Annotated in this window: 19 protein-coding genes; 9 read left to right on the forward strand and 10 right to left on the reverse strand. The window is 71.4% G+C overall.

All coding sequences use genetic code 11. The features are described from left to right. Positions 1-89: 89 nt before the first annotated feature. The gene (locus OG352_RS03870; protein ID WP_329214326.1) at positions 90-5,045 is read right to left on the reverse strand and encodes a LamG-like jellyroll fold domain-containing protein; all 4,956 of its coding nucleotides are present in this window, start codon (positions 5,043-5,045) and stop codon (positions 90-92) included. A 264-nt stretch (positions 5,046-5,309) separates the two neighbouring features. Here OG352_RS03870 and OG352_RS03875 point away from each other — a divergent pair, with 264 nt between their 5' ends. The 4 genes from OG352_RS03875 (at position 5,310) to OG352_RS39905 (ending at position 13,588) form a co-directional block, all read left to right on the forward strand. After that, the gene (locus OG352_RS03875; protein ID WP_329214328.1) at positions 5,310-11,792 is read left to right on the forward strand and encodes an RHS repeat domain-containing protein; all 6,483 of its coding nucleotides are present in this window, start codon (positions 5,310-5,312) and stop codon (positions 11,790-11,792) included. A 122-nt stretch (positions 11,793-11,914) separates the two neighbouring features. Then, positions 11,915-12,571: a hypothetical protein gene (locus OG352_RS03880; protein ID WP_329214330.1), complete on the forward strand. Its 657-nt coding sequence runs from the start codon at positions 11,915-11,917 to the stop codon at positions 12,569-12,571. 133 nt (positions 12,572-12,704) lie between these two features. Beyond that, entirely contained in the window at positions 12,705-13,286 is a 582-nt protein-coding gene (locus tag OG352_RS03885) for a condensation domain-containing protein (protein ID WP_329214333.1), read from the forward strand. Further along, positions 13,283-13,588 carry a Rieske 2Fe-2S domain-containing protein gene (locus OG352_RS39905; protein ID WP_443072149.1) on the forward strand — a complete coding sequence of 102 codons (306 nt, stop codon included), beginning with the start codon at positions 13,283-13,285 and terminating at the stop codon, positions 13,586-13,588. The genes OG352_RS03885 and OG352_RS39905 overlap by 4 nt, the downstream gene beginning before the upstream one ends. A 474-nt stretch (positions 13,589-14,062) precedes the next feature. On the opposite strand, the gene OG352_RS03890 is transcribed toward OG352_RS39905, so the two are convergent. Both OG352_RS03890 and OG352_RS03895 read right to left on the reverse strand, forming a co-directional pair. Further along, the gene (locus tag OG352_RS03890; RefSeq protein WP_329214322.1) at positions 14,063-14,578 is read right to left on the reverse strand and encodes a putative immunity protein; all 516 of its coding nucleotides are present in this window, start codon (positions 14,576-14,578) and stop codon (positions 14,063-14,065) included. Further along, a complete protein-coding gene (locus tag OG352_RS03895; protein ID WP_329214335.1) occupies positions 14,575-15,195 on the reverse strand; it encodes a putative immunity protein in 621 nt (206 codons plus the stop codon). The genes OG352_RS03890 and OG352_RS03895 overlap by 4 nt, the downstream gene beginning before the upstream one ends. Positions 15,196-15,223: 28 nt before the next feature. Between OG352_RS03895 and OG352_RS03900 the strand changes: the two genes are divergently transcribed. Continuing rightward, entirely contained in the window at positions 15,224-15,604 is a 381-nt protein-coding gene (locus OG352_RS03900; protein WP_329214337.1) for a hypothetical protein, read from the forward strand. 12 nt (positions 15,605-15,616) lie between these two features. Here OG352_RS03900 and OG352_RS03905 read toward each other — a convergent pair whose 3' ends face one another. Continuing rightward, positions 15,617-16,174 carry a TetR/AcrR family transcriptional regulator gene (locus OG352_RS03905; RefSeq protein ID WP_329214339.1) on the reverse strand — a complete coding sequence of 186 codons (558 nt, stop codon included), beginning with the start codon at positions 16,172-16,174 and terminating at the stop codon, positions 15,617-15,619. Between OG352_RS03905 and OG352_RS03910 the strand changes: the two genes are divergently transcribed. Then, positions 16,149-16,370, forward strand: coding sequence for an alpha/beta fold hydrolase (locus OG352_RS03910; RefSeq protein ID WP_329214342.1), 222 nt, complete (start codon positions 16,149-16,151; stop codon positions 16,368-16,370). The two genes, OG352_RS03905 and OG352_RS03910, sit on opposite strands and share 26 nt — an antisense overlap. 835 nt (positions 16,371-17,205) lie before the next feature. Here OG352_RS03910 and OG352_RS03915 read toward each other — a convergent pair. Together OG352_RS03915 and OG352_RS03920 are read right to left on the reverse strand one after the other, a co-directional pair. Continuing rightward, positions 17,206-17,427 (reverse strand): helix-turn-helix domain-containing protein, encoded by a 222-nt coding sequence (locus OG352_RS03915; protein WP_329214344.1) that lies wholly within the window; start codon positions 17,425-17,427, stop codon positions 17,206-17,208. After that, complete coding sequence (locus OG352_RS03920) at positions 17,427-17,918, reverse strand: DUF2975 domain-containing protein (protein ID WP_329214346.1); 492 nt, start codon at positions 17,916-17,918, stop codon at positions 17,427-17,429. Before OG352_RS03920 ends, OG352_RS03915 begins: the two co-directional genes overlap by 1 nt. A 531-nt stretch (positions 17,919-18,449) precedes the next feature. Here OG352_RS03920 and OG352_RS03925 point away from each other — a divergent pair. Next, positions 18,450-19,280: an MFS transporter gene (locus tag OG352_RS03925; RefSeq protein WP_329214349.1), complete on the forward strand. Its 831-nt coding sequence runs from the start codon at positions 18,450-18,452 to the stop codon at positions 19,278-19,280. 137 nt (positions 19,281-19,417) lie between these two features. Beyond that, entirely contained in the window at positions 19,418-19,642 is a 225-nt protein-coding gene (locus OG352_RS03930; protein ID WP_329214351.1) for a hypothetical protein, read from the forward strand. Between the two features lie 96 nt (positions 19,643-19,738). Here the strand turns inward: OG352_RS03930 and OG352_RS03935 are convergent, their stop codons facing one another. Next, positions 19,739-20,251: a hypothetical protein gene (locus OG352_RS03935; RefSeq protein WP_329214353.1), complete on the reverse strand. Its 513-nt coding sequence runs from the start codon at positions 20,249-20,251 to the stop codon at positions 19,739-19,741. A gap of 230 nt (positions 20,252-20,481) precedes the next feature. After that, positions 20,482-21,498 carry a helix-turn-helix transcriptional regulator gene (locus tag OG352_RS03940; protein WP_329214355.1) on the reverse strand — a complete coding sequence of 339 codons (1,017 nt, stop codon included), beginning with the start codon at positions 21,496-21,498 and terminating at the stop codon, positions 20,482-20,484. Between the two features lie 272 nt (positions 21,499-21,770). Here OG352_RS03940 and OG352_RS03945 point away from each other — a divergent pair, with 272 nt between their 5' ends. Then, complete coding sequence (locus tag OG352_RS03945; protein WP_329214357.1) at positions 21,771-22,004, forward strand: response regulator transcription factor; 234 nt, start codon at positions 21,771-21,773, stop codon at positions 22,002-22,004. Here OG352_RS03945 and OG352_RS03950 read toward each other — a convergent pair. Both OG352_RS03950 and OG352_RS03955 read right to left on the reverse strand, forming a co-directional pair. Then, on the reverse strand, positions 21,998-23,305 hold the full coding sequence (locus OG352_RS03950; protein ID WP_329214359.1) for an MFS transporter: 1,308 nt from the start codon (positions 23,303-23,305) through the stop codon (positions 21,998-22,000). The genes OG352_RS03945 and OG352_RS03950 overlap by 7 nt on opposite strands. 99 nt (positions 23,306-23,404) lie before the next feature. Next, positions 23,405-24,976 (reverse strand): amino acid adenylation domain-containing protein, encoded by a 1,572-nt coding sequence (locus OG352_RS03955; RefSeq protein WP_329214361.1) that lies wholly within the window; start codon positions 24,974-24,976, stop codon positions 23,405-23,407. Positions 24,977-24,982: the final 6 nt, after the last annotated feature.

Consider the following 24,982-nt stretch of genomic DNA (forward strand, 5'->3'; position numbering starts at 1 on the left):
GGCCCTTGACGCCTCCGCTGTCACCCTCAAGGTCACGGGGCGGCCCGCATGCGCGGACCGCCCCCAGCGGTGCTGTCAGGCCGTCAGGTTCAGGGGATGCTCTGGTACGACGCGGCGATCTGATTGGCCGTCAGGGCATAGTCGTACGCCTGGACGCCGCTCACGGAACCGTTCACCCAGTCGTCCTGGCTGCCGTTGTACAACCCCCGGCCGAGGACCAGGTTTCCGGTGGCCGCCCACGGGGTGACGCCGGTGGCGGTGCCGGCCAGGGCACCGTTCACGTACAGCTGGGCGGTCCTGGTGGCGGCGTTGTAGACGCCGACCAGGTGGGTCCAGGAGTTGGCCGAGGCGCCCGCGGCGTAGGCGTAGGAGAAGGCCGGGTTCGACGTATCGGCGCTGGTGAAGCCCAGGGCCCAGCCGGGGCTGCCGGTGTGGGAGTGGTTGTATTGCAGGTAGAAGGGACTGTTCTGGGTTCCTTCCTCCGCGAGGACGGTCTGGTTGACGGCGCCGACGACGTTGAGCTTCACCCATGCGGAGAGGGTGAAACTGCCGGTGCTGTCCACCACTTGGGGGGTGGGGCTGACGGCGTAGCCGGTGCTGCCGTTCAGGCTCAGCACGGGGCCCCGGGTCGCGTCGGTGGCCCAGGTCGCGCCGCCGGTCAGGGTGAGCGGGCTGTTGCCGAGGTTCGGGTTGGCGCCCGCCGCCGCGTTGAGGGTGTTGAGGGTGTCGGTCGCGGCGGTGTCGGTGGCCACCGGCATGTCGTCGCCGTCGTCCAGGTTCCAGGTGTCGATGGGGGAGAGCAGGGCCGTGGTGAGCGCGCCGAAGGCGGGGTTGGACAGGTTGACGTGGTCGCCGCTGTCGGCTGCCGCCGCCAGCTTCTCCTCGCCGGTGGTCGAGTCCGTCACGGCCACGGCCGCGTCGAGGTCCGCGAAGTAGACGGCGGGGGTGGCCCAGGGGTTGCCCAGGTTCATGCCGCCGAGGAAGGCGTTGACGTCCGTTCGGTTGGTGTCCGTGGTGCTGGTGCAGGGGTCGTTGGGCGTGGCGCCGTCGCCGGTGAAGCCTTCGCAGGGTGTCAGCGAGGTGAGCACCACGTTGATGCCCCAGCCCTGGAGCTGCTCCACGAGCGCGGTGTAGCCGTTGGCGTCCACGTCGTCGCTGGTGGCCCCGGCCAGCAGGTCTTCGAGGCCGTCGTCCACGATGACGGTGGAGATGCCGGGCTGGTCGAGGATGTCGCGGTCGAGGCGGGAGAGCACCGAAGGCCCTCCGATGGCACTGCCGTTGTAGGTCTCCGGGTTGTCGGTCATGAGCTGGTTGGATTCGATGCCCTCGGCGATGACGCCGTAGGGGGTGGGCGTCGAGGGTTCGGCGGCGGTCAGCCCGTCGGCCACCCGGTATCCGTTCGAGTTGGGCAGCGTGGTGCCGGGCTGGAACGGGTCGACCAGGTGGTCGCCCAGCACGGCCTCGGTGGGCACACTCGCCGACTGCACGTCCAGGTCGGTGACCAGATCGGTGAAGTTGCCGTAGGCGGCCGCGTTGGTGGTGAACGGTGTGGCGCTGGTGCTGGTGGTCAGGTCACCGGTGCCGCTCGCTGTGATGTATTCGTAGGAGCCGCCCGCGTAGGAGTGCTGCACCAAGTAGGGGACCGCGTTGCTGAGTTGGTAGGAGACCAGCAGGTACTGGCCCGCGGTGACGGTGAACGCCAGCGGGTCGCTGTAGACCATTCCGCCGACGGGGACGGTGACCGACTGGCTGCCGCCGAACTTGAGCGTCGTCGGGGTGCCGGCCGGGACCGAGCCGATCGCGCTCGGGGTGGAGCTGAGGGCGACGGTGGCGTGGCCGATGGCGAGCTTGTTGGTCCCGAGCGCGTTGTCGAGCTTGACGCGGACGGTGCCGCCGGACACCGAGGGCTTCAGGGCCAGGCGGATGGTCTGGTTGGAGAAGGTGCCGCCGCCCGGCAGCCCGTAGCTGCCCTCGGTGGCACTGGACCAGGCGCCGGTCCAGGACTGCCCGGCCGGAGCGGAGGCGTAGCTGCCGTTGGCCTCGGTGGTGCCCGCGGTGGTGTTACGGGTACCCAGGGCGAAGATGTGCAGGGTCGACTCGCTCGGTCCGGCCGTGCCGGTCAGGTCGGGCAGGGTGACCGAGGCGATGGTGCGGGTGGGGTCGACCGGCACCGAGAAGGCGTAGAGCTGGCGGTTGGCCGTGCTCTGGGTGGCGCCGTTGGCGTGCGGGAAGACCGCGGCGGCGATGGAGCTGTCCGTGTTGGACCAGTCGGGCACGGTCAGCATGTAGCCGGCGCTGGTGCCGTCGGTGTAGGTGATCTCGCCGGTGGCCGGGCAGAAGGCGTCGGCGTTCTCGCCGGAGAAGCAGTACGTGGCGCTGACTCGGGTGCCGGCCGGCACGTAGGGGGCGGTGGTGTCACCGGCGATGGCGCCGGGGGAGGCCAGGTTGGTGAAGGTGGAGGAGGTCAGAAAGACCAGCGCGCTGCCGTGGCCGGAGTAACTGACGGTCTGGTTGGCCGCCAGCAGGTTGTCCTTCTGGCCGGAGCCGAAGGCGGGCAGGGTCATGGGGGCGCCGTCGACGGTCACCTTGCCGCCGCTGGTCCAGCCGGCGTTGGCCCAGTCGGTGGCGGAGAAGCTGTGTCCGTTGCCGTCGAAGTCGGCCGCGGTCATGTTGTTGTCGGCGCTGACGCCCACGTTGTCGAAACAGGCGGCCAGGCTGGCGCAGGCGGTGCCCGGGTGGCCCGCGGCCAGGAACGGGTAGGCGGAGGTGCCGGAGACGTCGCCGGCCCCGTCCACGGCGTAGACGTAGAGCGTGTGCGGGCCGGGCGAGGGCGGGGCGACGGTGACCGTCGCCTTGTTGCTGCTCGCGGTCACGGTTTCGCTCGCCGGCGGGTTGCTGGTCGGCGGCGGAACGTCGAGGTGGTACACGAACTTGGCCGCGGTGGTGCCGGAGCCGGTGATGTCGAACTTGCCCGCGGTGCCGGCGGCCGCGCCGACGGCACCGTCGGTGACGTCCGTGTTCGGGAAGAGGTTGCTCTCGGAAGTGAGTGACGGCTCGTCAGGAGCGCTGGGCTCGGCGGTGAAGTGGCAGGTGGGCGACTGGCTGTAGCTGGTGGACGCCATGCCGTCGGTGACCGTGACGTCCCAGTCGACGGTCTTGCCGTCGGTCAGCCCGGAGACGAAGGACGCCGGAAGCGAGGTCGTGGCGTAGGTGCCGCTGGAGAGGTTGTCGCCGCTCTTGAGCGTGGACTTGGTGGTGGTGCCGTCGATCCAGTACTGGAAGGTGGCTTGAAGCTTGTCGCCGTTCGGGTCGTTGACCTTGGCGCGCAGCACCGGCGGGGTGGAGGCGATGGTCTTGCCCATGTACGGGTACGGCGAGGTGGTGTCGCAGGCCGCGTCGGCGGCGCCGGACACGGCGGCCATGGTGGCGGCGGTGGGCGCGTTCGGGGGGTTGTCGTAGAAGATCTGCAGCGGCGGGTTGTGCGAGAACCGCTTGAACCCGAGGTCGTTGCGGCTGGACTCCATGGAGTCCTCGCTCAGGGTGGCGGTGAAGCTGGTGGCGTGCCCGCTGGCCGCGGTCTTGATCGGGCTCAGCACGTTGAAGCCGTTGGTCGTGCTGCCGTTGCCCGAACAGAGGGTGGGGTTGTACGCCGGCCCGAAGCTCGCCGAGGTCGAGTAGCTGTTGTAGCCGGGGCGGTTGCTCCAGTCCGTGCCGGAGCCGATGCCCTTGGACCAGTGCAGGTTGACCGTCGCGGTGGTGGAGCAGGAGGCCGAGTAGACGTCGGTCGCGTCGACCTCGGCGCTGTGGATGACGGCGCCGAAGATGGTCTTGGACAGGGTCCACTGGTAGACGGCGTGCTCGTCGCCGGTGTTGCAGGAGCCTTCGGGCCAGCCGTTGTAGCCGACGCCGAGGTAGCCGTTGTCGGCCAGTGAGCCGGTCTTGTTGTAGAAGGAGGTGCCCGGGCAGCCCTGCTTGACCTCGTCGAAGGCCGGGTTGGTGTAGTCGACCGGGTGCCAGTTGACCGAGGGGTCGACGAAGACCGGGAAGACGGTCGAGGCGCGGGTGAGCATCGCCCGGTCCGGGACGAGCGACAGCGCACCGGAGCCGACTCGCGCTCGGACCTTGGCGACGTGTGCGGCCAGACCCGGGTGCGCGGCGTCGGAGGCGTCGGCCGCCACCTTGACCCCGGGGGGCTGCCCGCCGGCGGGCAGGGTCTGGTTGGAGTCCCACTGCAGCGGTGTGGGTGCGTCCGCCAGGACCGCTCCGTGCGCGTTCGTGACGGCGAGCCCGCCGTCGGCGGCGGTGGTCAGGTGCCCGCCGCTCACCTGAGTGCCCAGGCGCAGCGAGGCCAGCGCGGGGTTCCGCGCCGCCGCGGCGTCGTGGACGACCAGGGTCTCGCTGGGGCCGCCGGCCGCGGTGGCGGAGACCTGGAGATCCACGCCGGGAAGCACGGAGGGGTAGGTCGCGGTGGAGCCCGAGACATGAGGGGCCGGCAGGGTGGTGGGCCAGGTGAGGGTGAGCGAGGTGTTCCCGGAGCGGGTGACCGCGAGGGGGGCGGTGCCGCCGCCGGAGAAGGACACGGTGCCGTAGGCGGTGGCCTTCGGAGCCCAACTGCCGTCGGCCCGGTGCACCAGCATCAGATCCACCGGCACCCAGCGGCCGCTCTGCCGGGTGCGCACCGGCAGCGGGTTGGAGACCGAGCGGAATCCGCCGCCGGGCTCCGCCTCCACCTGTACGGTCGGGCTGGTCAGCGAGGAGACCGCCACCGGCTTGCCGGTGGCGTACGCCTGCGTGGCGGCGGCCCGCATGGCGTCGGCGTCGGCGGCGGTGGGTCCGAAGCCGTTCGGCAGGACCGGCGAACCACCGGACCCCGCAGGGGACTTGGCGACGGCAGCACTCTTGCCGGTGATCTGGAGGCCCGCCGTCGGCTGCGCCGCGGCCGCCGGTGCCCAGGCCAGTCCGGCAGCGCTGACCGCCAGCACCGCGGCGGCCGCCAGCACCGCTCGCGGTCTGTCGTTCCGCGCGCGGGCGCGAGGTATGTGCATCGGATTCCTGTCTGTCGATCTCGATCGAAGATCCGACCCGGAGCGAACACAAGTGGTCGTCCGGGACCCCGCAAAGATCAACCGCGCAGGTGAGAGCCGTACGTGTCCGCATCAAGAATCAGGCAAGAGGTTCTCGTCCGACGGTGCGCGTCGACTCTGCGGACGCGTAGCCTCCGTTGCGTCTCCAAGATCGACTTCATCGCGGTGCGAAGGAGCAAGTCCGTGCCAAGGACGACAGGTTCACGCGAGCGGGAGGGCGGACGCGTGAGACCCAAGGGCCGCCTGATACGCGCACTGACCGCCCTGACTGCGGCGATCTCCGTGATCGCGGGCGTCACCGGTACGGCCGAAGCGGCCCCGAGTCGCCCGCAACCCGGCTTCACCCAGGTCAAGCCGATCCCGGTGACCGCCGTGCGCTCGCACTACGGCGCCGTCCGGCATCTGGCCAACTCGCCCTCGCCCAAGGTGACGTGGCCCAGCGGCACCGCCGCCTTCGCCGCCCTCGCGACGAACGGTGCGGCCCCGAAGGCAGCGGGCCGCACTGGCGCGCAGACGCCCGCGGCATCCGGCGCCCGGCTCCGAGCGGGCAGCCTCCCGGTCTGGCTGGCCCCCTCCTCCGGCCTCGCCCTCGACCACTCCGCGGTGCGCGTCCTGCCGCAGCGGACTGGACAGTCGGCCGGAGTCGACGGAGTGCTGCTCCAGTTGTCCGGGCTGCCGAGCGGCAGCCACGGCAAGGTCCGAGTCGGCCTGGACTACCGGGACTTCACCGCGGCGTTCGGCGCCGACTGGGGCTCGCGGCTGCGGCTCGTGCAGCTGCCCGACTGTGCCCTGACCACGCCGCGACTCGGCTCCTGCCGCACCCAGACCTCCGTGGCCTCCGCCAACAGCACCACGGCGCAGACCCTTTCGGCCCCGCTCGCCCTCGCGAAGAACAGCGTGGTCCTGGCGGCCACCGCCGCGCCGAGCGGAGGCGGCGGGGACTTCACCGCCACCTCGCTCAAACCCTCCGGATCCTGGCAGGCCGGCGGCAGCACCGACGCGTTCACCTGGTCCTACCCGATCACCGGGCCCAGCGTCCCCGGCGGGCTGACGCCCAACCTCTCGCTGGGCTACGACTCGCAGAGCGTGGACGGCCTGACCTCGTCCACCAACAACCAGGCCTCGGTCGTCGGCGACGGCTTCTCGCTGCCGAGCAACTACATCGAGCGTTCCTACGCCTCCTGCCACGACAATCCCAGTGGCACCACCAAGACCTGGGACACCTGCTGGTCGGCCGACAACCAGCTCACCGTCTCGCTCAACGGCACCACCACCACCCTGATCAAGAACGACACCACAGGGGTCTACCGGGCCCAGGGCGACTCCGACGAGCGCGTCGAGCGGCTGACCGGCGCGACCAACGGCGCCCAGAGCGGCGAGTACTTCCGGGTGACGACGTCGAACGGCACCCAGTACACGTTCGGCCTGAACAAGCTGCCAGGGTGGGCGTCGGGGAACGCGACCACCAACTCGGTGCTCACCGAGCCCGTCTACGCCACCGCCTCGGGCCAACCCTGCTACAACGCCACCTGGGCCAACTCCTGGTGCCAGCAGGGCTACCGCTGGATGCTCGACTACGTCAAGGACACCCACGGCGACGTGATGTCCTACTTCTACACGCCTACCACCGCCTACTACGCGCGCAACCTCGGCAAGACCGCCGACACCTCCTACGTGCGCGACGCGGTGCTCGCCAAGATCCAGTACGGCCAGCGCGACGGCTCGGTGTACTCCACCAGCCCCGCCGCCCAGGTCGCCTTCACCTACAACGGCCGCTGCAACACCTCCGCCACCGGGTGCACCACCTCCACGCTGACCAGTTCCACCGCGTCCAAGTGGCCAGACGTGCCGTTCGACCTGAACTGCGCCAGCGGCGCCTCCTGCTCATCCAACTCCCCGACGTTCTGGAGCGAGAACGAGCTGACGGGCATCCAGACCCAGGCGCTGGTCGGCTCCACCGAGACGAACGTCGACTCCTGGGCGTTCACCTACTCCTTCCCCACCACCGGAGACGCCACCACGCCCTCGCTGTGGCTGAACTCCGTGACCCGCACCGGCCAGGACACCTCCGCCGGCGGCTCCACCTCGGCGCTGACCATGCCCCAGGTGACCTTCTCCGGCACGCCGCTGTCGAACCGGGTGAACCTGACCGACGGCTACCCGCCGATCACCCGCTACCGGCTCAACACCATCACCACCGAGTCCGGCGGCATCATCAGCGTCGGCTACTCGGCCCCTGCCTGCGGCGGCGGCACCCCGAGCGACGCCGGCCAGAACACCTCCCTGTGCTACCCCGGTTACTGGACTCCCACCGGGCAGACCAGCCCGATGCTGGACTGGTTCAACAAGTACATCGTCACCACCGTCACCCAGCAGGACCCGACCGGCGGCGGCGTCAACGACACCATCGTCACGCGCTACGTCCCGGTGGGCACCCCCGCCTGGCACCACGACGACAGCCCGCTGGCCCCCACCGCCCAACGCACGTGGGACCAGTGGCGCGGCTACGGCGGCATGAAGGTCACCACGGGCACCGCGCCCGACCCGGCCACCGAGACCGACTACACCTACTTCCGCGGCATGGACGGGGACACCCTGCCCGGCGGCGGCACCCGCTCGGTGACCGTCACCGACTCCCGCGGCGATCCGCCGGTGACCGACTCTGCCCAGTACGCCGGCCTGACCTACGAGGCGATCCTCTACAACGGGCTGAACAGCGGAAAGGCCGTCAACGACACGATCACCGCCCCCTGGAGCAGCAGCGCCACCGCCGTCCACGCGCTGTCCGGCGGGCTGCCGGCGCAGAAGGCGTTCCTGAGCGGCCAGAGCGGAGTCAAGGTCTTCACGCCGCTGGCTTCCGGGGCCACCCGGGAGACCGAGACCGACTACACCCACGACTCCTACGGCCGGGTCACCAGGGTCGACGACAAGGGCGACGTCTCCACCGCGAGCGACGACCTGTGCACCACGGCGAGCTACGCGGACAACACCTCCGCATGGATCCTCGGCCTGGTGGACGAGACGAAGACGGTGTCCGTCAACTGCTCGGCCACACCGGTGCTTCCGGCCGACGCCGTCAGCGACAAGCGGGTCTTCTACGACGCCTCCGGCACCCTGGGCGCCGCACCCGCCGTCGGTGACCCCACCTCGACCCAGCAGGCCACCTCGTACACCGGGTCCACCCCGGTCTACTCGACCATGTCGTCGCTCACGACGGACGTCTACGGCCGTCCGCTGACCAGCACCGACGCCGACCAGCGGACCACCACGACCGCCTACACCCCGACCACCGGCGCCGCACCCACCGCCATCGTCTCCACCGACCCGCTGGGCCAGACGCTCGGTCAGACCTACGACGCACTGCGCGGGTCGATGCTGACGCAGACCACCGCGGCCGGCTACGTCACCAAGGCGCAGTACGACGCGCTGGGGCGGATCACCGCCGTCTTCCGGCCCGGTATCACCGCGGCCACGACCAAGTACAGCTACGCGCTCGCCGCCGACAAGCCGAGCACCGTCACCACCCAGACCCTCAACGACGACGGCAGCTACCGCAGCAGCGAACTGCTGATGGACGCGCTGCTGCGGCCCCGCGAGACGCAGATCGCCACCGTCGACGGCGGCCGGGACGTCACCGACACCGTCTACGACACCAACGGATGGGTCGCCAAGACCACCGCCCCCTACTACGCGGGCGGCACCCCCACCGCAACCCTGGTGCAGGCCCAGGACGGTGACATCCCGTCGGAGACGGGCTTCACCTACGACGGCGCCGGACGCAAGACCGTGTCCACCGCCTACGCGCTGGGCACCGCCACCTGGAACACCACGACGGTCTTCGGCGGCAACTTCACCACCACGATCCCCCCGAACGGCGGAGTGGCCGAGACCACGCTCACCGACGCCCGGGGACGCGACACCGACCTGTACCAGTACCACGCGGGCGCACAGGCCGACCCGGTCCACGACGCCGCCTCGGACTACTCCGATACGCACTACACGTACTACCCGGACGGCCACCAGGCGGGCCAGACCGACCCGGCCGGCAACACCTGGACCTGGAACTACAACCTCCTGGGCGATCAGGTCGCGGCGACCGACCCCGACGCCGGCGGCTCCTCCGCGACCTATGACAACGCCGGCCAGCTGCTGACCACGACCGACGCCCGGGGCGACCAGGCCGGCTACAACTACGACAAGGACGGCCGCAGGACGGCGGTCTACGACACCACCGGCAACGCCACCCCGTCCACCGCCAACCAGGTCGCGGCCTGGACGTACGACACGCTGAAGAAGGGGTACCTCACCTCTTCCACCTCGTACGTGCTGGGCACCGGCAGCGCCTCGGTCACCAACGCGGTGCTCGCCTACACCAACATGGGCGAGGTCGCCGCCTCGAAGACCACGCTGGCCAACCTGCCGAGCAACCTGGCGCCGCTGGCACCGTCCGCCGGCTACACGGAGTCCTACACGTACAAGACCACCGGAACGCTGGCGAGCCGGCAGGACCCGGCGGGCGGCGGACTGCCCGTGGAAACCGTCGACTACGGCTACGACCAGTACGGTCAGGCCACCAGCGTCGCCAGCACCGGCACCACCGCCTGGGCGTACGTCTCCGCCATCGGCTACGACGAATACGGCGACCCTCTCCAGTACTCCATGGGCCCGACCACCAACTGGGTCGACCTGACCCTGAAGTACGATCCGCAGACCGGCCAGCCCACCGACGCCAAGACCACCGACTCCACCAGCGGCACGGTCGTCGACGACACCAGCTACACCTGGGGGAACTCGGCCGTCTCCAAAGGCGCCGGACTGCTCACCTCGACCGCCGACAGCCAGAACGGCGGCTCGGTCGTGGACACCCAGTGCTTCGGCCACGACTGGGCAGCCCGCCTGACCGCGGCCTGGACCGCCACCGACAACTGCGCTGCCACGCCCACCACCGGCAGCAGCGCTGCCGTCGGCGGCGCCAACCCCTACTGGCAGACGTGGACCTACGCCGCCGACGGCCAGCGCCAGACGCAGACCGATCACGACACCACTGGTAACAGCACCAACGACACCACCACGACCTACCACTACCCGACCGCGGGCTCCGCGACCGACCAGCCGCACACGCTCGGCAGCACCACCGCCACCGGCCCGGCGGCCACCGCGAACACGGCGTCCTACGGCTACGACGCCTCCGGCAACACCACCTCGATCCAGGGCGGAGCACCGGGCGACCAGACCCTGACCTGGAACCACGAGAACCGGGTGGACACCGACACCACGGCGGCCGGCTCCACCAGCTACCTCTACGGCCTCGACGGCGGCCTGGTGCTGCGCACCGACCCGACCCAGGCCACGCTCTACCTGGGCGACGAGGAACTGGTGGAGAACACCGCCACCAAGGCGGTGACCAGCACCCGCTACTACTCCGTCAACGGCACCACCGTGGCCGCCCGCTCCAGCAGCGGCGACATCCAGTACTTGATCCCCAACCGGCAGGGCACCGACTACCTGTCCGTCGACTACCAGACCCAGGCGGTGACACGGCGTCAGTACCTGCCCTTCGGCGGTACCCGCGGCGCGGCCCCGGCCTCCTGGCTCGGCGACAAGGGCTACGTCGGCGGCACCACCGACACCGCCACCAGCCTGGTCAATCTGGGCATGCGCGAGTACGACGCGCAGACCGGCCGCTTCATGAACCGCGACCCGGAACTGGAGGCCGCCGACCCCTCGCAGCTGACGGGCTACGACTATGCCGCCAACAATCCGGTGACCGGCAGCGACCCGACCGGGCAGAGCTGGTTCAGCTCCTTGTCCAACGCGGTCTCCAGCCTGGCGGACACCGCCCAGCAGGTCATCGACCGCACCAACGCCCCCATGGCCGCACTCGGCTTCGGGCAGCTGCTGCTCGGCGCAGCCGCGGACGGCCTGGGCGGCGCACTCATGGCGACCGGCATCGGGGCACTCGGGCCGGGCGAGGCGCTGATCGTCGCGGGCTCCGCGCTCGCCGTCTCCGGCACCGCAACGGTGGCGTCGTCGGTCGCCGCGCCGAATATCGCGTATGCCGTGCAGAACGGTGATGGCGGCGGGGGCGGCGACGACGGGGGTGGGTCCGACAACTCGTCCTCCGAGGATTCGAGTCGGGACAAGGACGCGCAGTCTCTGGTCAAGGAGCACGGGGATGGCAAGGGCGGTCCGCAGCTCACTCTGGACAATGCCTACCGCGCGTTGGACGGCGCTCCGGAGGGGACTCGTGCCCGGGTGATGCCCAAGGAGAACGAGCTCACGAGCAAGCCAGGAGCCAAGGGGAAAGACAGGGTCAAGAACGCTGACCTCGAATACCTCGACCAGCAGGGTGACATCGTCGGCTACGGCGAGGTCAAGACCATCGGAGAGGCCGACGAGGGGAGGTTCACCGGGCAACTTGACAGTGCCGTCAAGCAGTTGCGCTGGCGGCAGGACTGGAAGGGCGGCACGGACGTCAACGAGATCTTCATCCAGGTCCCCGACCTGGCCGATCCTCCGGCGGTCAAGCAGTGGGTTCACAGCTATCAGGACGCCCGCAGGGGCGGAGTGAAGTCGATCAGCGGGTTCCGTCTGCGGGTCTTCAGCGAAAGCGGCAACAGTCTGGGGACCTTCGACTTGGGCGCCAATGCCGACGAAGGCTATGTCGAGGACCACACCTACCATTCGTCGAACGGGTACTCCTACTGAACCGCCCGGCGCTGAATGACCTCAGACCGTAATCCGGGGCAGGGGCGGACGCATACCGTAAAGGCGCGTCCGCCCCTGGCCCTGTCCGAAAGGCACGTTCCTTGTCCTCGACGCTCTACCGAGTGCGCGAATCCTTTCTCGACGCCCCGAGTGCCCTGACGCGGGCGCGGGCGATCATGCACGACCTGGCTGACTGGACCGCCCTCCCCTGGCCCCAACTGAAGCCGGTCACCACGGCCGAGCAGTACGCACACGCCCTCCAAGCTTTCGACACGGCCCGCATCTACGGGAACCAGGGACGGCCCGGCGTTGGTGCTGCCCTGGACGAACTGCGGCGCCAAAGCGTCATCACGTTCGACAACGAAGAGCCGAATTCCTCGTTCGCGGGGTACCTAAGGCTCCGCCCCGACTTGGCCGAACTCTGGCCGCTGCCAGAGGGGCTGACCCTCACGCTGGACTCGGCCCTGCCCTTCGGCGATCCCTACAGCGAGCCCGACGAGAACTGCACCGAGGAGGAACTGGACCAGATGATCTCGGTGCTCGGGCCGTTGACCCTGAACGCCAGATGGGACTGTGGCTGGCGCGGCCTCCCCGAGTTCAAGGACTGCGGCGTGCAACTCTGCCTGAACAGCGTCTGGCTGGAGCAGATCGCCAAGCCGTCCCCCGGCGAGTTCGGCGTCTGGATCTCCCTCGGCCCCCGCGTCGCCTGGACACCCGAGGGCCAAACCTGGCTCCGCGACTCGGGACTCTCGCTGGGTGAACCCCAGCAGGGCTGGTGACCTGGACGCCCAGCGCCCCTGCTCCCCGGGGGAGGCGAGGCGTGGGCGGCGCGGAACCCGCGGGCGAAGCCATTTGGGGTCGGGTAGGCCGCCCGGCGGTCGACCTCGGCGACGGCAGACCCGGCAGCTGCTGGTGCGCACGGGACCCGAGTCGTTCTGCTGGATGCAGGGCTACCACCACATCGTCACCGACGGCGTGAGCGGCACCCTCATCGCCCGCCGGGTCGCGGCGCACTACTCCGCGCTGGTGGCCGGCGGCACCGTGCCGCCGTCCGACGCGGCGCCGTGGCGGGAGATCGTGGCGGAGGAGGAGGCGTACCTCGGCTCCGGGGCGCGGGAGGCCGACCGGGCGTTCTGGCGGGACGTACTGGCGGACGCACCCGAGCCCGTCGGGTTCGCGGGAAGGCCCGCCGGGAACGGTCCCGCCGCGCCGAAGAGCACGGTCGTACGGGTCAGGGGCGAGGTGCCCGCCGACGACGCGCTGCTGCTGCGCGAGGCCGCCCGGGCGTACGGGACCCGCTGGCCGGCCATGGTCACCGCGGCGGCCCCGGCCTGGGCGAGGCCATGTCGTGGGACAACCTCGGTAACGCCGTGCGGGAGGCGGGCCGCGCGACGGAGGCGGTCGGCAACCTCGGTAATTCGCTCGGTGAGTTCACCGACCGGGCTGGGCGGGCTGAATGCAGTGTGTTTCCCTGTGTTTGGCTGCCGATCATGACGACGAGGGACGAACTGCCCAGGTCTCGTAGTCCCCACCCCGCTGGCGACGAGCCGGGGCAGCAGGTGCCCTACCCCCATGCCAGGTTCCGCCTGGCGCGTTCACGAGAACTGGCTCCCGGCAACGCCCTGACCCGCCGTTTCATGGACGAGGACATCGTCATCTACCGCACCCTCGACGGCCGGCCCCGCGCGGTGCATCCCTGCTGCCCGCGCCTGGGCGCTCATCTGGGGGCGGGCGGCACCATGGAGGGCCAGAACCTGGTATGCCCCTTTCGACGCCGCCCATCCTCTACGCCCTGACCTGGACTTTCGTGGACCCGCGTGCTCTCACTGGATCGGCATGGACGGCGTTTCCAACCTGTGCCATGTGGTACCGCACACGCGGGCGACTCCCGTGGCGTCGCCCTTGCGGCTGCCCGCAGTCACCTCCGCGCACACGAAGCCACGGGACAGGCAAGATCCGGACCATGCGCGGACCAACCGAGCCGCGAAGGCCACCTATTGCACCATCGCCGCGGTTCAGGGGCTCGCAAGCCCTGTACCACCAGCAGACCAAGAACATTCTTTGTTCCTACAGCCCGAAGAAACTTGGGTTCTTCTAGAACCCGAAGTCGGTTGCCTGGAGATTTCGTCGCGCTCCAGGCAACCCGACCCAGGAGCTACCTACTCTCCGTGATCAGCGTGGTGCCTCCATCGGCCACATCCTGCGCCGCGCAGGAGGGCGGGGAACTCTGACCGATTGGTCAACCATGAGGGGCCGTGCACGGTTCGGTTTCAGCAGTCGAACACCGACCAGCAGATGTCGTTGCGCAGCCGCTGGTCATCAATTACGAGTTCGCGAATCGCGTCCGGGAGCTGATCTCGCTGCCACTGGCACTCGCGTCGTCCAGCGGTCTCGCTCTCGCCTTCCGGCGCTGCCGCACGTGCGGCCTTGATCGCGTAGGCGGCCGCGCCGAGCTCGTGCGCGGCGACGTGGGCGACGGCCCCGGCCTGGCCGGCGGCGTACGCGGCATGCCGTGCTGCCCCGCGCAGGTCCCTGGCTGCCCCCATCGCATGGCCGCCCGCCGCGCGCGCCTGCATCATCTTGACCTCGCCACGCACCCACGCCCGGGCATGCTCGATCGCCTGGCGCGGTCTCGGGTCCCCGGGCTGGGCCGACTCGAAGAGGCCAAGAACGTGCTCCGCACAGGCGGCAGCCCATAGAGCCAGGAGACGGTGATCCGCATCCGTGAGAGTCCCACCACGGCGGCTCGTCACGAAGCGAGGGTCACGCACCATCGGAAGGATCATGACGTGCGCTCCCTCCCGCACACATCGGCGCCATTCGCTGCGGTGGGCCCTGGCGGCCCGTCAGCCGCCGGGCGCAGGGAATGATCCAGAGTGCTCATCAGCCGGGCGACACGACTGCTGCCGCCTGTCGCTGTCGCGAGCGGGTAGCGGCAGAGCACGTCGATGAGCACCGGCGTCGCACGCCGCCGTGACCGTTCCAGCAGGGCATCCCCGATCGCGGGATCACCGCCTGCCTCCAGCTCCCCGATGCGCGCAGCGCTCGCACAGGCCCGCAGGACGTGGCCGACCTGGCCGGCTTGGGCGATGGGGTGCAGGTATGCGGCCGATGCGGCGTCACCGGCGGACCGCGCGGCCAGCCGCGCGGCTTCGGAAGGCGCGGACCGGGCGGCTCGATGAGCGTCGAGGGAAGTGACGCGCTGCAATTTCGTCCTCTTGGCACCGTTGATGAACGCCCAGGCCGCGTCGATCGCCGCACGGGGGCGCGGATCATCGGGAACAGCCTGCTCAAAGACCGACAGGACGTCCTCTGCGTGCCGAACCACGTAACGCGCCACGACGCGCAGTTCGTCCATCGTCAGGTCGAAGTCTCCGGACACGGTGTGCGTGCTCTGTGTCATGTCCCTGAATCCTATCCTTGAACGCTCGGTGGAGACTCTGCGACGAATCCTGCGCTCATCCGCGCTCGTCCCGGCCACCCTGCGCTCCAGGGAACACGCTGGAGTCCTCGCCCCACAACGTGGCCCGCGCGGGCACCGCCAGTACCTCGCGCAGGACGTGCGCGACGCCGAACTGGCGCACCTGCTGCGCCGGGGAGACCAGCTCCTGGGCACCATCGCCACTGTCCTCGGGGAACTCCGCAACGCCGGCAGCCTCGAAGCGCTGGCCAAGACCCTGGAAGAGTGGCGGCGCGACCTCAGGTGCCGCGGAATGGCCCAGCCGCACGCCGCCGGGCAGTTCTCCACCTACCTCGACGCGTTGGACCGATCCGAGAGAACCGGCCGAGCTCCAAAGCACGAACCCCACTGACATTTGGGTGCATCAGCGGCTGGGCAGGTGTTCGAGTGCGTCGAGGAAGTCGCGGAAGGCCTGGTCGGTGCGGGTGGTGTCGCCGGTGGCGTCGAGGTCCATGAGGAGGCCACGGATGACGGCGAGAACAAGCGTCGCGAGATCCGGCCGGCCGATGCTGCGCAGACCGTCCTCGAGCGGCCCGAGCCAGTCGGTCGTCGCGGTGCGCCGAAAGTCCGGCCACAGCTGTTGCCCTGCGCTCTCGCGCAGCTGACCGAACATCTGCAGGTACGGCCGCCCGTCCGCGCCGGTGATCGAGGTCCAGGCGCGATCCAGGGTGGCGGTGTAGTGCTCGTCGGGTCGCGCCCGCAGGAGGTCGCCGAATGTGTCGAGCTGACGTTGCCGCGCGTGCCCGAGGACGGCCCGCAGCAGGACGTCGCGGGTACCGAAGTGATAGATGAGCATGCGGGCCGAGGTGCCGGTGGCGGTGGCCAGCGGCTCGAGCCGGTCGGGGAGGCCGTGCGCGAGAGCGTGATCAGCGCACGCGTCGAGCAGCCTCTCCTTGATGTGCGGTTGCGGTCGTCTGCCCACGCCGACATCTTTTCGCGTAACAGCGGTTACGTCTACCGTTGATCGAAAGGCAGTCTGCGCCCAGGACCGGGGCACTCCGCCGCGGCTGCAGCGCGAGTTCGCCCGCCGGGCCGGCAGCGTCGTCGAACTCGACGCCGGCCACCACCCGTTCCTGTCCCGGCCCGCCGTGGTCCGGGACCTGCTGCTGAGCCTGTGACGGCAGCCGCGCACGAGCCGGGCCGGGCCGGCGATCCGCCGAGTCGGTCGCCCCGGCCGATCCAGCCACCCCGTCAGCGGGTGGCGCCTGGTGGACGCGGACCTCACCGGAGGCGACTTCAGGGAGTGCTGACCTTGCCGGTCTTGCGGTCCACTCGGTGGCGCTCGACCTGGACGGCCTGGCGGGCGCCGGGAAAGAGCAGGCTGTTCACCGTGCACACCCTGATGCGGCGGATCTCGCCGCGGCCGTGGCCGGTGTCGCGGGTGCGGCCCTGCAGCGGGATCTGCAGCGGGATCTGCAGCGGGATCTGCAGCGGGATCTGCTTCCAGGGAAGGGACTTGAGCTGCTTGTGGAGCTTCCTCTGGTTTCCTTCACGGTCACGACGCAGTGCGCGCCTCGGCCGGGCAGGTAGCGGGCGTGCTCGCGCCGGGTGTGCATGGCGTCGCTGGTCACGACCACGCCCGCCAGTTCGGCGAGGGGCTCCGGCAGAGGCTGGAAGCAGGTGATCTCGTTGGTCTTCTCGCCTGCGTCGAGTGGGGCGAGGCGGGGCGTCGGTGATCCCTCACCCACCGCCGGCAGGGAGGCCGATCCGGCCAGAACCGCGTACGCGGTCAGCGCGGGCACGACGGCCAGAGCGTGCCGTACGCCGCGCGGATCGCGAGGGCCGGGAACCTCGGCCGGTCGCTCCGGCAGGCCCGGGATCTCCTCGGGCACGGCCCCGGGATGCTCGCGGAGTCGGTCCAAGGCAGGCGGGATCGGCGATGACGCGTCGGCAGGCACGGTCTTCCACCAGGATCACGGGGCGTCGAGAACTCCATGATCCTGGAAGGGCACGTCAGTCGGCTGCGGCGTCCTCGGCCTCCCAGCGCAGCAGGTCGCCCGGCTGGCACGTGAGCACCTCGCAGAGCGCGGCGAGCGTCGCGAAGCGCACCGCTTTGGCGCGGCCGTTCTTGAGTACCGCCAGGTTGGCGGGAGTGATCCCCACGCGGTCCGCGAGCTCGCCCACGGACATCTTCCGCCTGGCCAGCATCACGTCGATGTCGACGGTGATCGGCATCAGATCACCTCGTCCAGCTCGGCCTGCATCTGCGCCGCTTCGACGTCGCGCGCGACGGCCTGGGCGAGCAGCGTCCGCAGCACGAGCACGATGAGCGCGACCCCCAGGATGGCCACGCCGACCCCGCCCATGATGACGGTGACGCCCGGGTCGTCCCGCTGGCCCGGCGCGTTGACGGCCGTGACCGCGAACCACACGAGGGCAGCCGCCACGATCGCGCCGATCACGCCGTCCACGTACCGGAAGGCGGCGTGGGAGAACACGGTTCCGCGTCGCACCATCGTCACCAGCCGCCATACGCAGACCAGGGCGACCTGGACCGACACCATGCCCGAGATCGTGATCACGCGCAGCGCGGTCAGCGGGAGCGACCCGTCCTCCGGGTCGCTCCCGCTGACCAGTGTCCACACCATCAATGCCTGCACGAACACGGTGCCGGCGAGCACCACCACGAGCAGGGCGCGCAGCGCACGCACCGTCAGCTTTCCCACGACCCATCCTTCCATCGAATCACGATGGGAATCTATCGAGATTCGATAGGTGAAGCAAGGGGTCGGGACGGAGGGCGGTCGGCAGCGTCGCACGGTGGCAGTACGTCGCCGCCTCCCATGGCATGGCGGTTGCGCGAACCGTCTTGATCTTGTCGAAGTCGGCCTCACCTGAACACAGACCTGAACCAGTCCACGCCCGGGGCGACCTACAAGGGAATCGCCGCTGACCTCGGGTAGGCCGCCCGGCGGTCGACCTCGCCGACGGTACGGCCGTTACGGCGGTGGACCACGGTCGTCAGGCGACTCGGCGTCATCCGATGCTGTCGGCGACCTGGCGCGGCGAGCGCGGCTCGGCGAAGCGCCGCTCGATCACCTCGAAGACCTCGGCGAGCGACGGTTCGTCGCCGCCCATACCGGCCGCCGTGACTTCCCCCGCAGCGGCTTCCGGCTCCGCGCGGCGCCGTTGTCCTTCCCAGGCGGCTGCGCGGTGGCGGGCGAGGCCTGCGTGCCTGCGCGCGCCGGATCGGTCTGATGGCCGGGGCGCCGCTGGCGGGTCTGCTCATCGCCGCCGTCGGGCCGGTGCGCACCCTGTGCGCGGATGTGGGCGCGGCCCTGCTGTGCTGTCTGCTGGTGGCGGCGCTGGTGCCGCCCGCACCCCGGTCGCCCGACCCCGGCGGGGCGGGGGCGTCGTACCTGGCGGACCTGCGGGCGGGCTGGGCGTACCTGAGCGGCGACCCGCCGGTGCGGGCGGTGACGGCCGTGCTGCTGGTGACCAACGCGCTGGACGGCGCGCTCAACGGGGTCCTGTACCCGGCGTACGGCACGCGGGTGCTGGACAGCAGCGCGCTGTTCGGGGCCATGGTCACCGCGATCGGGGCAGGTGCCCTGCTGGGGGCGGCCCTGTACGTCCGGGTCGGGCGCCGGCTGCCGCGCCGGGCCCTGTTCGTCGGCGCGTTCCTCCTGGTCGGCGCGGTGCGGTGCGCGACGCTCGCCGCCGGGCCGCCGCCCTGGGCGCTGCTGTCGCTGCTGGCCCTGTCGGGTCTGGGGTCGGGGGCGCTCGCTCCGCTGATGATGTCCGTCGCCTACGAGCGGGTGCCCGAGGCGGTGCGCGGCCGGGTCTTCGGCATGCTCACCGCCTGCGCTCTGGCGGCCACGCCGCTGGGCATGCTGGGTGCGGGACCGGTGCTGGACGGCTGGGGTCTGACGCCCGCGCTGCTGGCGACCGGGGTGGTCTATCTCGGGGTCACTCTGACGCCCCTGGTGTTCCGTGTGTGGCGGGAGTTGGACGTGCCGCCGCCTCGAAACGCCCCGACCGCCGACCGTTCCGCGCCGAATGCGGAGGTTCGTCACCCCTCACTTTAGAGTCAGGCAGCTTGATGAGCGGCAGGTCGGACCGCTACGGGGTGATCTTGGCGGCAGGGTTGGTCCCGCACGACACCGACCGAACGGCCCGGGACGACCATCTCCGGGCCGGCCCATCGCCCTGCTGGGGGAACAACATGACGAAGCGTCTCGTACTGGCCGTGTGCACCGTGGCCGCAGCGTTGACCGCCGTTCTGACGGGGACCGCGGCGACCGCGCCGTCCGACGGGGCCACCACCCGGATCATGGCGGACGACCCGCCCGTCGTCCGGCCCGTGGTGCACCCCCCGACGACGGGCGGCACGAGGCCGGGCGGCTCGGGCCGCCCGAAGCCCCCGACCGACACCTCCTGGGGCGGCTGACCGGTGCGCGGAGCCCGGTGAACGAACGGAAGGAGGCGCCCCCCTGGGGCGCCTCCTTCCGTTCGTTCGAGTCCGGGATCCCTGCCCGTCAGCCCGTCACGGCCGATCCGGCCCGTCCGGGGCGAGGACGACGACCGTCCAGCGGGCGTCGGCGGCGGGTTCGGCGGTACGCGACCAGCCGTCGGGGACGTACAGCACCTCGCCCACGCGCAGGCGGTAGCGGAGCGAGGCGCCCTGCCCGTCGGCGCCGGCGCCGGCGATGTTCCAGGTGGCCGCGCCCGCGATCTGATGGACCAGCAGATGGCCGGGCGGGACGCCGACGGGGGCGGGCCGGGCCGGGAGACGGGTCGCGGCGGCGATCTGGGCGGCGAGTGCGTCCAGATCGGGCGTCGCCGCCGGGTCCTCGCCGTCGTCGGCGCCGTCGCCGTCGCCGAGCAGCGGATGGTCGTGTTCCGGCCACAGGACGCCCGGGGCGCGGCCCAGGTGGAGCGCCACGAAGAGGGCGACCTCCCGCAGGTACGCCTCGGCCGGGTCTGCGGGTCGGTGGACGGCCCGGACCTGCGGACGGCCCTCCGGAGATCCCGCCGTCCCGTCGAACGGCATGTTCATCGTGCGCCCCTCAGTCTGTGCATGGCTCGCCTGCGCACCGCGTCCGCCGTGCGCGACGGGGCCGCGTGCCGCGACCCCGTCGGGGAAGCATCGTCCATCGCTCAGGGTGCGTACCAGCCACGAGAACGCGTTCCCCGAATCCCGTGACACGCGGTCCGCTCCGCCACATGACGGGGCGACGGGCGGCGGAGGGGGAAGCCGGTTCCGGGCGGCGGGGCGGGGCGACGGGGTCAGTCCGCAGCGGCCTCCGGGGCCGGCTGTGCGGCCTCCGGGTCGTCCAGCAGGCCTCGGGCCGCGGCGGCGGCTCCCGCCTGGAAGCGGCTCCCGGCGCCGAGTTCCTCCATGATGTCGGCGATGTGCCGGCGCGCGGTGCGCAGGGACATGCCGAGCCGTCGGGCGATGGCCTCGTCCTTCAGTCCGGCCGCGAGAAGCCGGATGATCGTTTCGTGGATCTCGCGGGCGACCTCCTCCAGCCCCTGGCCGACGGCGTTGGAGAAGGGGGTGGCGTGGTCCCAGGTCTGGTCGAAGATGTCACAGAGGTACGCGACGGTGGCGGGCTCCCGGATCACCACGGCGCCCCAACTGCCGTCCGGCACGGGGATGAACGCCAGCTCGCGGTCGAAGGCGATGAGCCGGCCGAAGAGTTCGTGCGCGGTGCGGTACTGCGCGCCGAGCGCCGAGGCGGCGGCCACGTAGGCCTGGCTGGGGCCGTTGAACCGGGCGGTGTGGTGGTAGAGGCTGCGCATGGAGATGCCCCTGCGCAGCATGTCCTCGTCCCGCCTGAGCGCCTCCTGCATCGCCTCGGGCACCCGGCTGCCGCCGCCGGGCTGACTGGTGAGGACCTCGCGCCGGCACCGGTCCGAGGCGAGGTTCAGCGCGCCGCGCACGTCCTCGACGTTCTCCAGCACCTCCAGCGCCTCGCCCCCGGAACGGCGCTGGAGGTAGTGGGGCAGGAAGCGCCCGAGATCCTCGCGTATCCCGCCTATCTCCCGCTGACGTGCGCGTATCTCCTCCTCCAGCGGCGCGGAGAGGCGGGAGACGGCGGTGTCCGGCGCCACCGCGAAGGCCACGGAGTCGCCCTCCGGGCTGCGATGCAGCAGCTGGGCGCCGAGCAGCCGCTCCACGCTGAGCCGGACCTCCTGCGGAGCGTGTCCGGTGCCCGCGGCGACGGTGTCCACCCCGATCGTGCGGTGCTCGAGCACCCAGCCGTAGACGTCGAGGTCCACGTCATTGAGATCCGATGACACCCTTGCCCCATTTTGCATGCCTTCACCCCGGGTCGCTTTGCTGCCAGGCACCTTGGTGAGGTGCCTGCCCCCTGGCGTCAGCATAAGCAAGCGGAAAGGCTGCTCATGAGCAGCTTCGGCGGCGAGTCGGCTTGCGCGACGCCGCTGTGGATACCTGAAGGAGCAGAGTGAACACCGGCACTTCCGCGAAGAAAATCCCGTTGAGAGCGATTTCAGCCGCAACAGTTCCCGTCGCCGCTCGGGAGCCCGTCCCCACCCCACTGGAGTCCGCCATGTCCGAGACCGCCCCGCCGGCACTCCGTCCCGCCGCGCTCTCGCCCCGCGAGGAGGAGGTCCTGGCGCATCTCGCGCAGGGGTGCACCTACCGGATCATCGCCCGCCGCATGGGGCTCAGCCCGCACACGGTCGACACCTACGTGCGCCGGCTGCGCGGCAAGACCGGCTCGGTCAACCGCATCCAACTGGCCCACCTGGCCTTCCAGTTGGGGTACGGCCCCGGCTACTGAGCCGGGGCCTCGTCGAAGTCGCGCATCCGCCGCAGCGGCGAGCACAGCAGGATCAGCGGGGTGAGCGTCAGCCCAACCGTCAGGATCCACAACGCGCCGCGCACACCCGCCAGTTCACCGAGGGCACCGGCCAGCAGACCGCTCACCGGCAGCACTCCCCACACCAGGAACCGCATGGTGGCCGTCATCCGGCCGAGCAGGTGCGGCGGGCAGACGGTCTGCCGGTAGGCGACCTGGCAGATGTTGTACGTGGTCACGCCCGCCGACTGCACCAGCGCGCCCAGGACGAACAGGCCCGTCCGCCAGCCCTCCCCGGCCAGCGGGAGCAGCAGGCCGAAGGGCATGGCGGCCAGCAGGGACAGCCACGTCAGCCGGGCCGCGCCCAGCCGGCGGGAGAGCCGCTGCGTGACGAGCGCGGCGAGGACCGAGCCGAGCGCGGCCGTGGCGAGCACCCAGCCGACCGCCGCGGGCGGCAGGCCGACGGTGCGGGTCAGGAACAGTGTCTCCAGGGCGAAGATGCCGCTGAGGAAGAGGTTCACCGATGCCGTGCTGAGCGCGATCAGGCGCAGCACGCGGTGGCCCAGGACGTGGTGGAGTCCTTCCCTGATCTCCGGCCAGAGGCCGCCGCGCCCGGACGGTGCCGGGGCGGGCCGTTCCTCCCTCGCCTCGATGCGGCCCAGCAGGACCGCGGAGATGAGGGAGGTGACGGCCTGCCCGGCCAGGGTGCCGGCCGGTCCGAGGAGTTGGACGAGGAAGCCCGCCGCGCCGGGGCCGGCCAGTTCGGCGCCCGAACGCACGGTCTCCAGACGCGAGTTGCCCTCGATCAGCGTCGACTTGCCGACCAGGGCGGGCAGATAGCTCTGGTCGGCCACGTCGCCGAACAGCCGCGCGCAGCCCAGCAGCAGGGCGACGTTGTACAGCAGCGGCATGGAGTGGGCGTCCAGCAGCCAGGCCACCGGCACCGCGGTGAGCAGCACGGCCCGCGCCAGGTCGGCGGCGATCATGACGTCGCGGCGCCGCATCCGGTCGACCCAGGCGCCGGCCGGCAGTCCGAGCAGCAGGAACGCGGCGTTCTCGGCGGCGGCGAGCAGACCGGCCTGCCACGCGGAGGCGTGCAGCGTGAGCACGGCGGTGAGCGGCAGGGCCACGTACGTGACGCTGTTGCCGAGTTCGTTGCACACGTGCGAGGCCATGAACCGGCGGAAGTCGCGCCGCTGCCGCGGGGAGGGCTCGGGGCCGTCCGGCCCGGAGGCGGAGTCCGCGCCGACGGTGGGATCGGGGGCGGCGGTGGGCTGGGACACGGGGTTCCTTGTCTGGTGGGCGGGGAGGGGTCCGGGGCCGGACCCGTCCGGGCGGTCAGGCGGTCGGGCGGTCGGGCGGTCGGGCGGTCGGGCGGTGGTTCAGACGAGCTCGGGGAGCGGCGGTTCCACGGCCGCCGCCTCCGGGGGGAACGGGTCCGGCAGGGCGCGCACGTCGAGCTTGCCGCCCGGGGTGCGCGGGAGCCGGGGCAGGACGCACACCCGGGCCGGGACGAGATGGCCCGGCACCCGCGCGGCCACGTGCCGCCGCAACTCGGCGGCGTCCAGCGGCCGTCCGGGGGCGGCGGCGACGTAGGCCGCCACCTGGGGCTCGCCCCCGTGCCGTACGGCGCGGGCGACGACGTCCACCACGTCCGGGTGAGCGGCGACGGCGGTCTCGACCTCCTTGAGCTCCACCCGGTGACCGCGGATCTTGACCTGGTCGTCGGCGCGGCCCAGGAAGCGCAGCGTGCCGTCCGGGGCGCGCGTGACCCGGTCCCCCGTCCGGTACATCCGCTCCCCCGGCCCGGCGGCGAACGGGTCGGCGACGAACCGCTCGGCGGTCAGGGCGGGCCGGTCGTGGTAGCCGCGGGCCAGACAGGACCCCGCGAGGTACAGTTCGCCGGCCTCGCCGTCCGCCGTGCGCTGCAGCGCCTCGTCCAGGACGTAGGCGCGCACCCCGGGCAGCGGCACCCCGAGCGGGATGACCTCGTCGGCGGTGCCTGCGAGCGCCCCGGCGTGCGCCTCGTGGCAGGTGGCGGTGATCGTCGACTCGGTGAGGCCGTAGGCGCTGGTGACGGGCGGCCCGCCGGCCGCGTACCAGCGGACCAGGTCGGCGGTGCGGCCCGCGTCGCTGCCGATGACCACGTGGCGCAGGGCGGCCGGCAGCGGCCGGGGCCGGCGTTCGACGTCCTTGGCCCACTGCGTCCAGTACGGGGTGGGCAGGTTGACGAGGGTGACGGCCCGTTCGGTGAGGAAGGGCTCCAGTTCGGCGGGCGAGACCACGTTGTCGTCGACGAACACGGCCGTGCCGCCCGTGCACCAGGTGGGCAGGGCCTCCTCCAGTGACACGTCGAAGGCGGGCGCGGCGAACTGGAGCACCCGGTCGGCGGCGGTCAGGCCGTAGCGCTCGGCGAGCACGCCGGTCTGCCGGGCCAGGCCCGCGTGGCCGACGGCGACCGGCTTGGGCCTGCCGGTCGAGCCGGAGGTGAACAGGACGTAGGCGAGCGACCCGGGGGCGACGGCGGCCGGTTCGGGTCCGGCGCCATGGGCGTCGCCCCGGGTCCCCGCCCAGAACAGTTCCTCGCCGCACCGGCGTTGGAGTCCGGCCGCGGTCGCGTGGCCGGTGACGACCGCGTGCCGGGTGCCGGTGGCGGCCAGCAGGGCGCGCAGCCGTTCTTCGGGGGCGGCGGGGTCGACGAGCAGCGGCGCGGCGCCGGCGTACCAGACGCCCAGGACGGCGACGGCCCAGTCGCCGCCCCGGCCCACCCCGACGAGCACGGTGTCCTCGGGGCCCGCGCCGGCGGCGCGCAGCTCCCCGGCGACGGCACGGGCCCGCCGGTCGAGCCGGCGGTAGGTCAGCTCGCCCTCGGGTGCGCTCACGGCCGTCGCGTCGGGCGTCCGGCCCGCCTGCCGCGCGATGCGCAGGGGGACGGGGATGTCGTCGGGGTTCATCAGGGT

Source organism: Streptomyces sp. NBC_01485, assembly GCF_036227125.1.
Lineage (GTDB): Bacteria > Actinomycetota > Actinomycetes > Streptomycetales > Streptomycetaceae > Streptomyces.

Coding starts and splice junctions, on each gene's coding strand:
- OG352_RS03870 (WP_329214326.1), bottom strand. CDS start 5,045: ATGCACATACCTCGCGCCCGCGCGCGGAACGACAGACCGCGAGCGGTG.
- OG352_RS39905 (WP_443072149.1), top strand. CDS start 13,283: ATGACGACGAGGGACGAACTGCCCAGGTCTCGTAGTCCCCACCCCGCT.
- OG352_RS03890 (WP_329214322.1), bottom strand. CDS start 14,578: ATGATCCTTCCGATGGTGCGTGACCCTCGCTTCGTGACGAGCCGCCGT.
- OG352_RS03895 (WP_329214335.1), bottom strand. CDS start 15,195: ATGACACAGAGCACGCACACCGTGTCCGGAGACTTCGACCTGACGATG.
- OG352_RS03910 (WP_329214342.1), top strand. CDS start 16,149: ATGTGCGGTTGCGGTCGTCTGCCCACGCCGACATCTTTTCGCGTAACA.
- OG352_RS03915 (WP_329214344.1), bottom strand. CDS start 17,427: ATGCCGATCACCGTCGACATCGACGTGATGCTGGCCAGGCGGAAGATG.
- OG352_RS03925 (WP_329214349.1), top strand. CDS start 18,450: ATGGCCGGGGCGCCGCTGGCGGGTCTGCTCATCGCCGCCGTCGGGCCG.
- OG352_RS03930 (WP_329214351.1), top strand. CDS start 19,418: ATGACGAAGCGTCTCGTACTGGCCGTGTGCACCGTGGCCGCAGCGTTG.
- OG352_RS03935 (WP_329214353.1), bottom strand. CDS start 20,251: ATGAACATGCCGTTCGACGGGACGGCGGGATCTCCGGAGGGCCGTCCG.
- OG352_RS03945 (WP_329214357.1), top strand. CDS start 21,771: ATGTCCGAGACCGCCCCGCCGGCACTCCGTCCCGCCGCGCTCTCGCCC.
- OG352_RS03955 (WP_329214361.1), bottom strand. CDS start 24,976: ATGAACCCCGACGACATCCCCGTCCCCCTGCGCATCGCGCGGCAGGCG.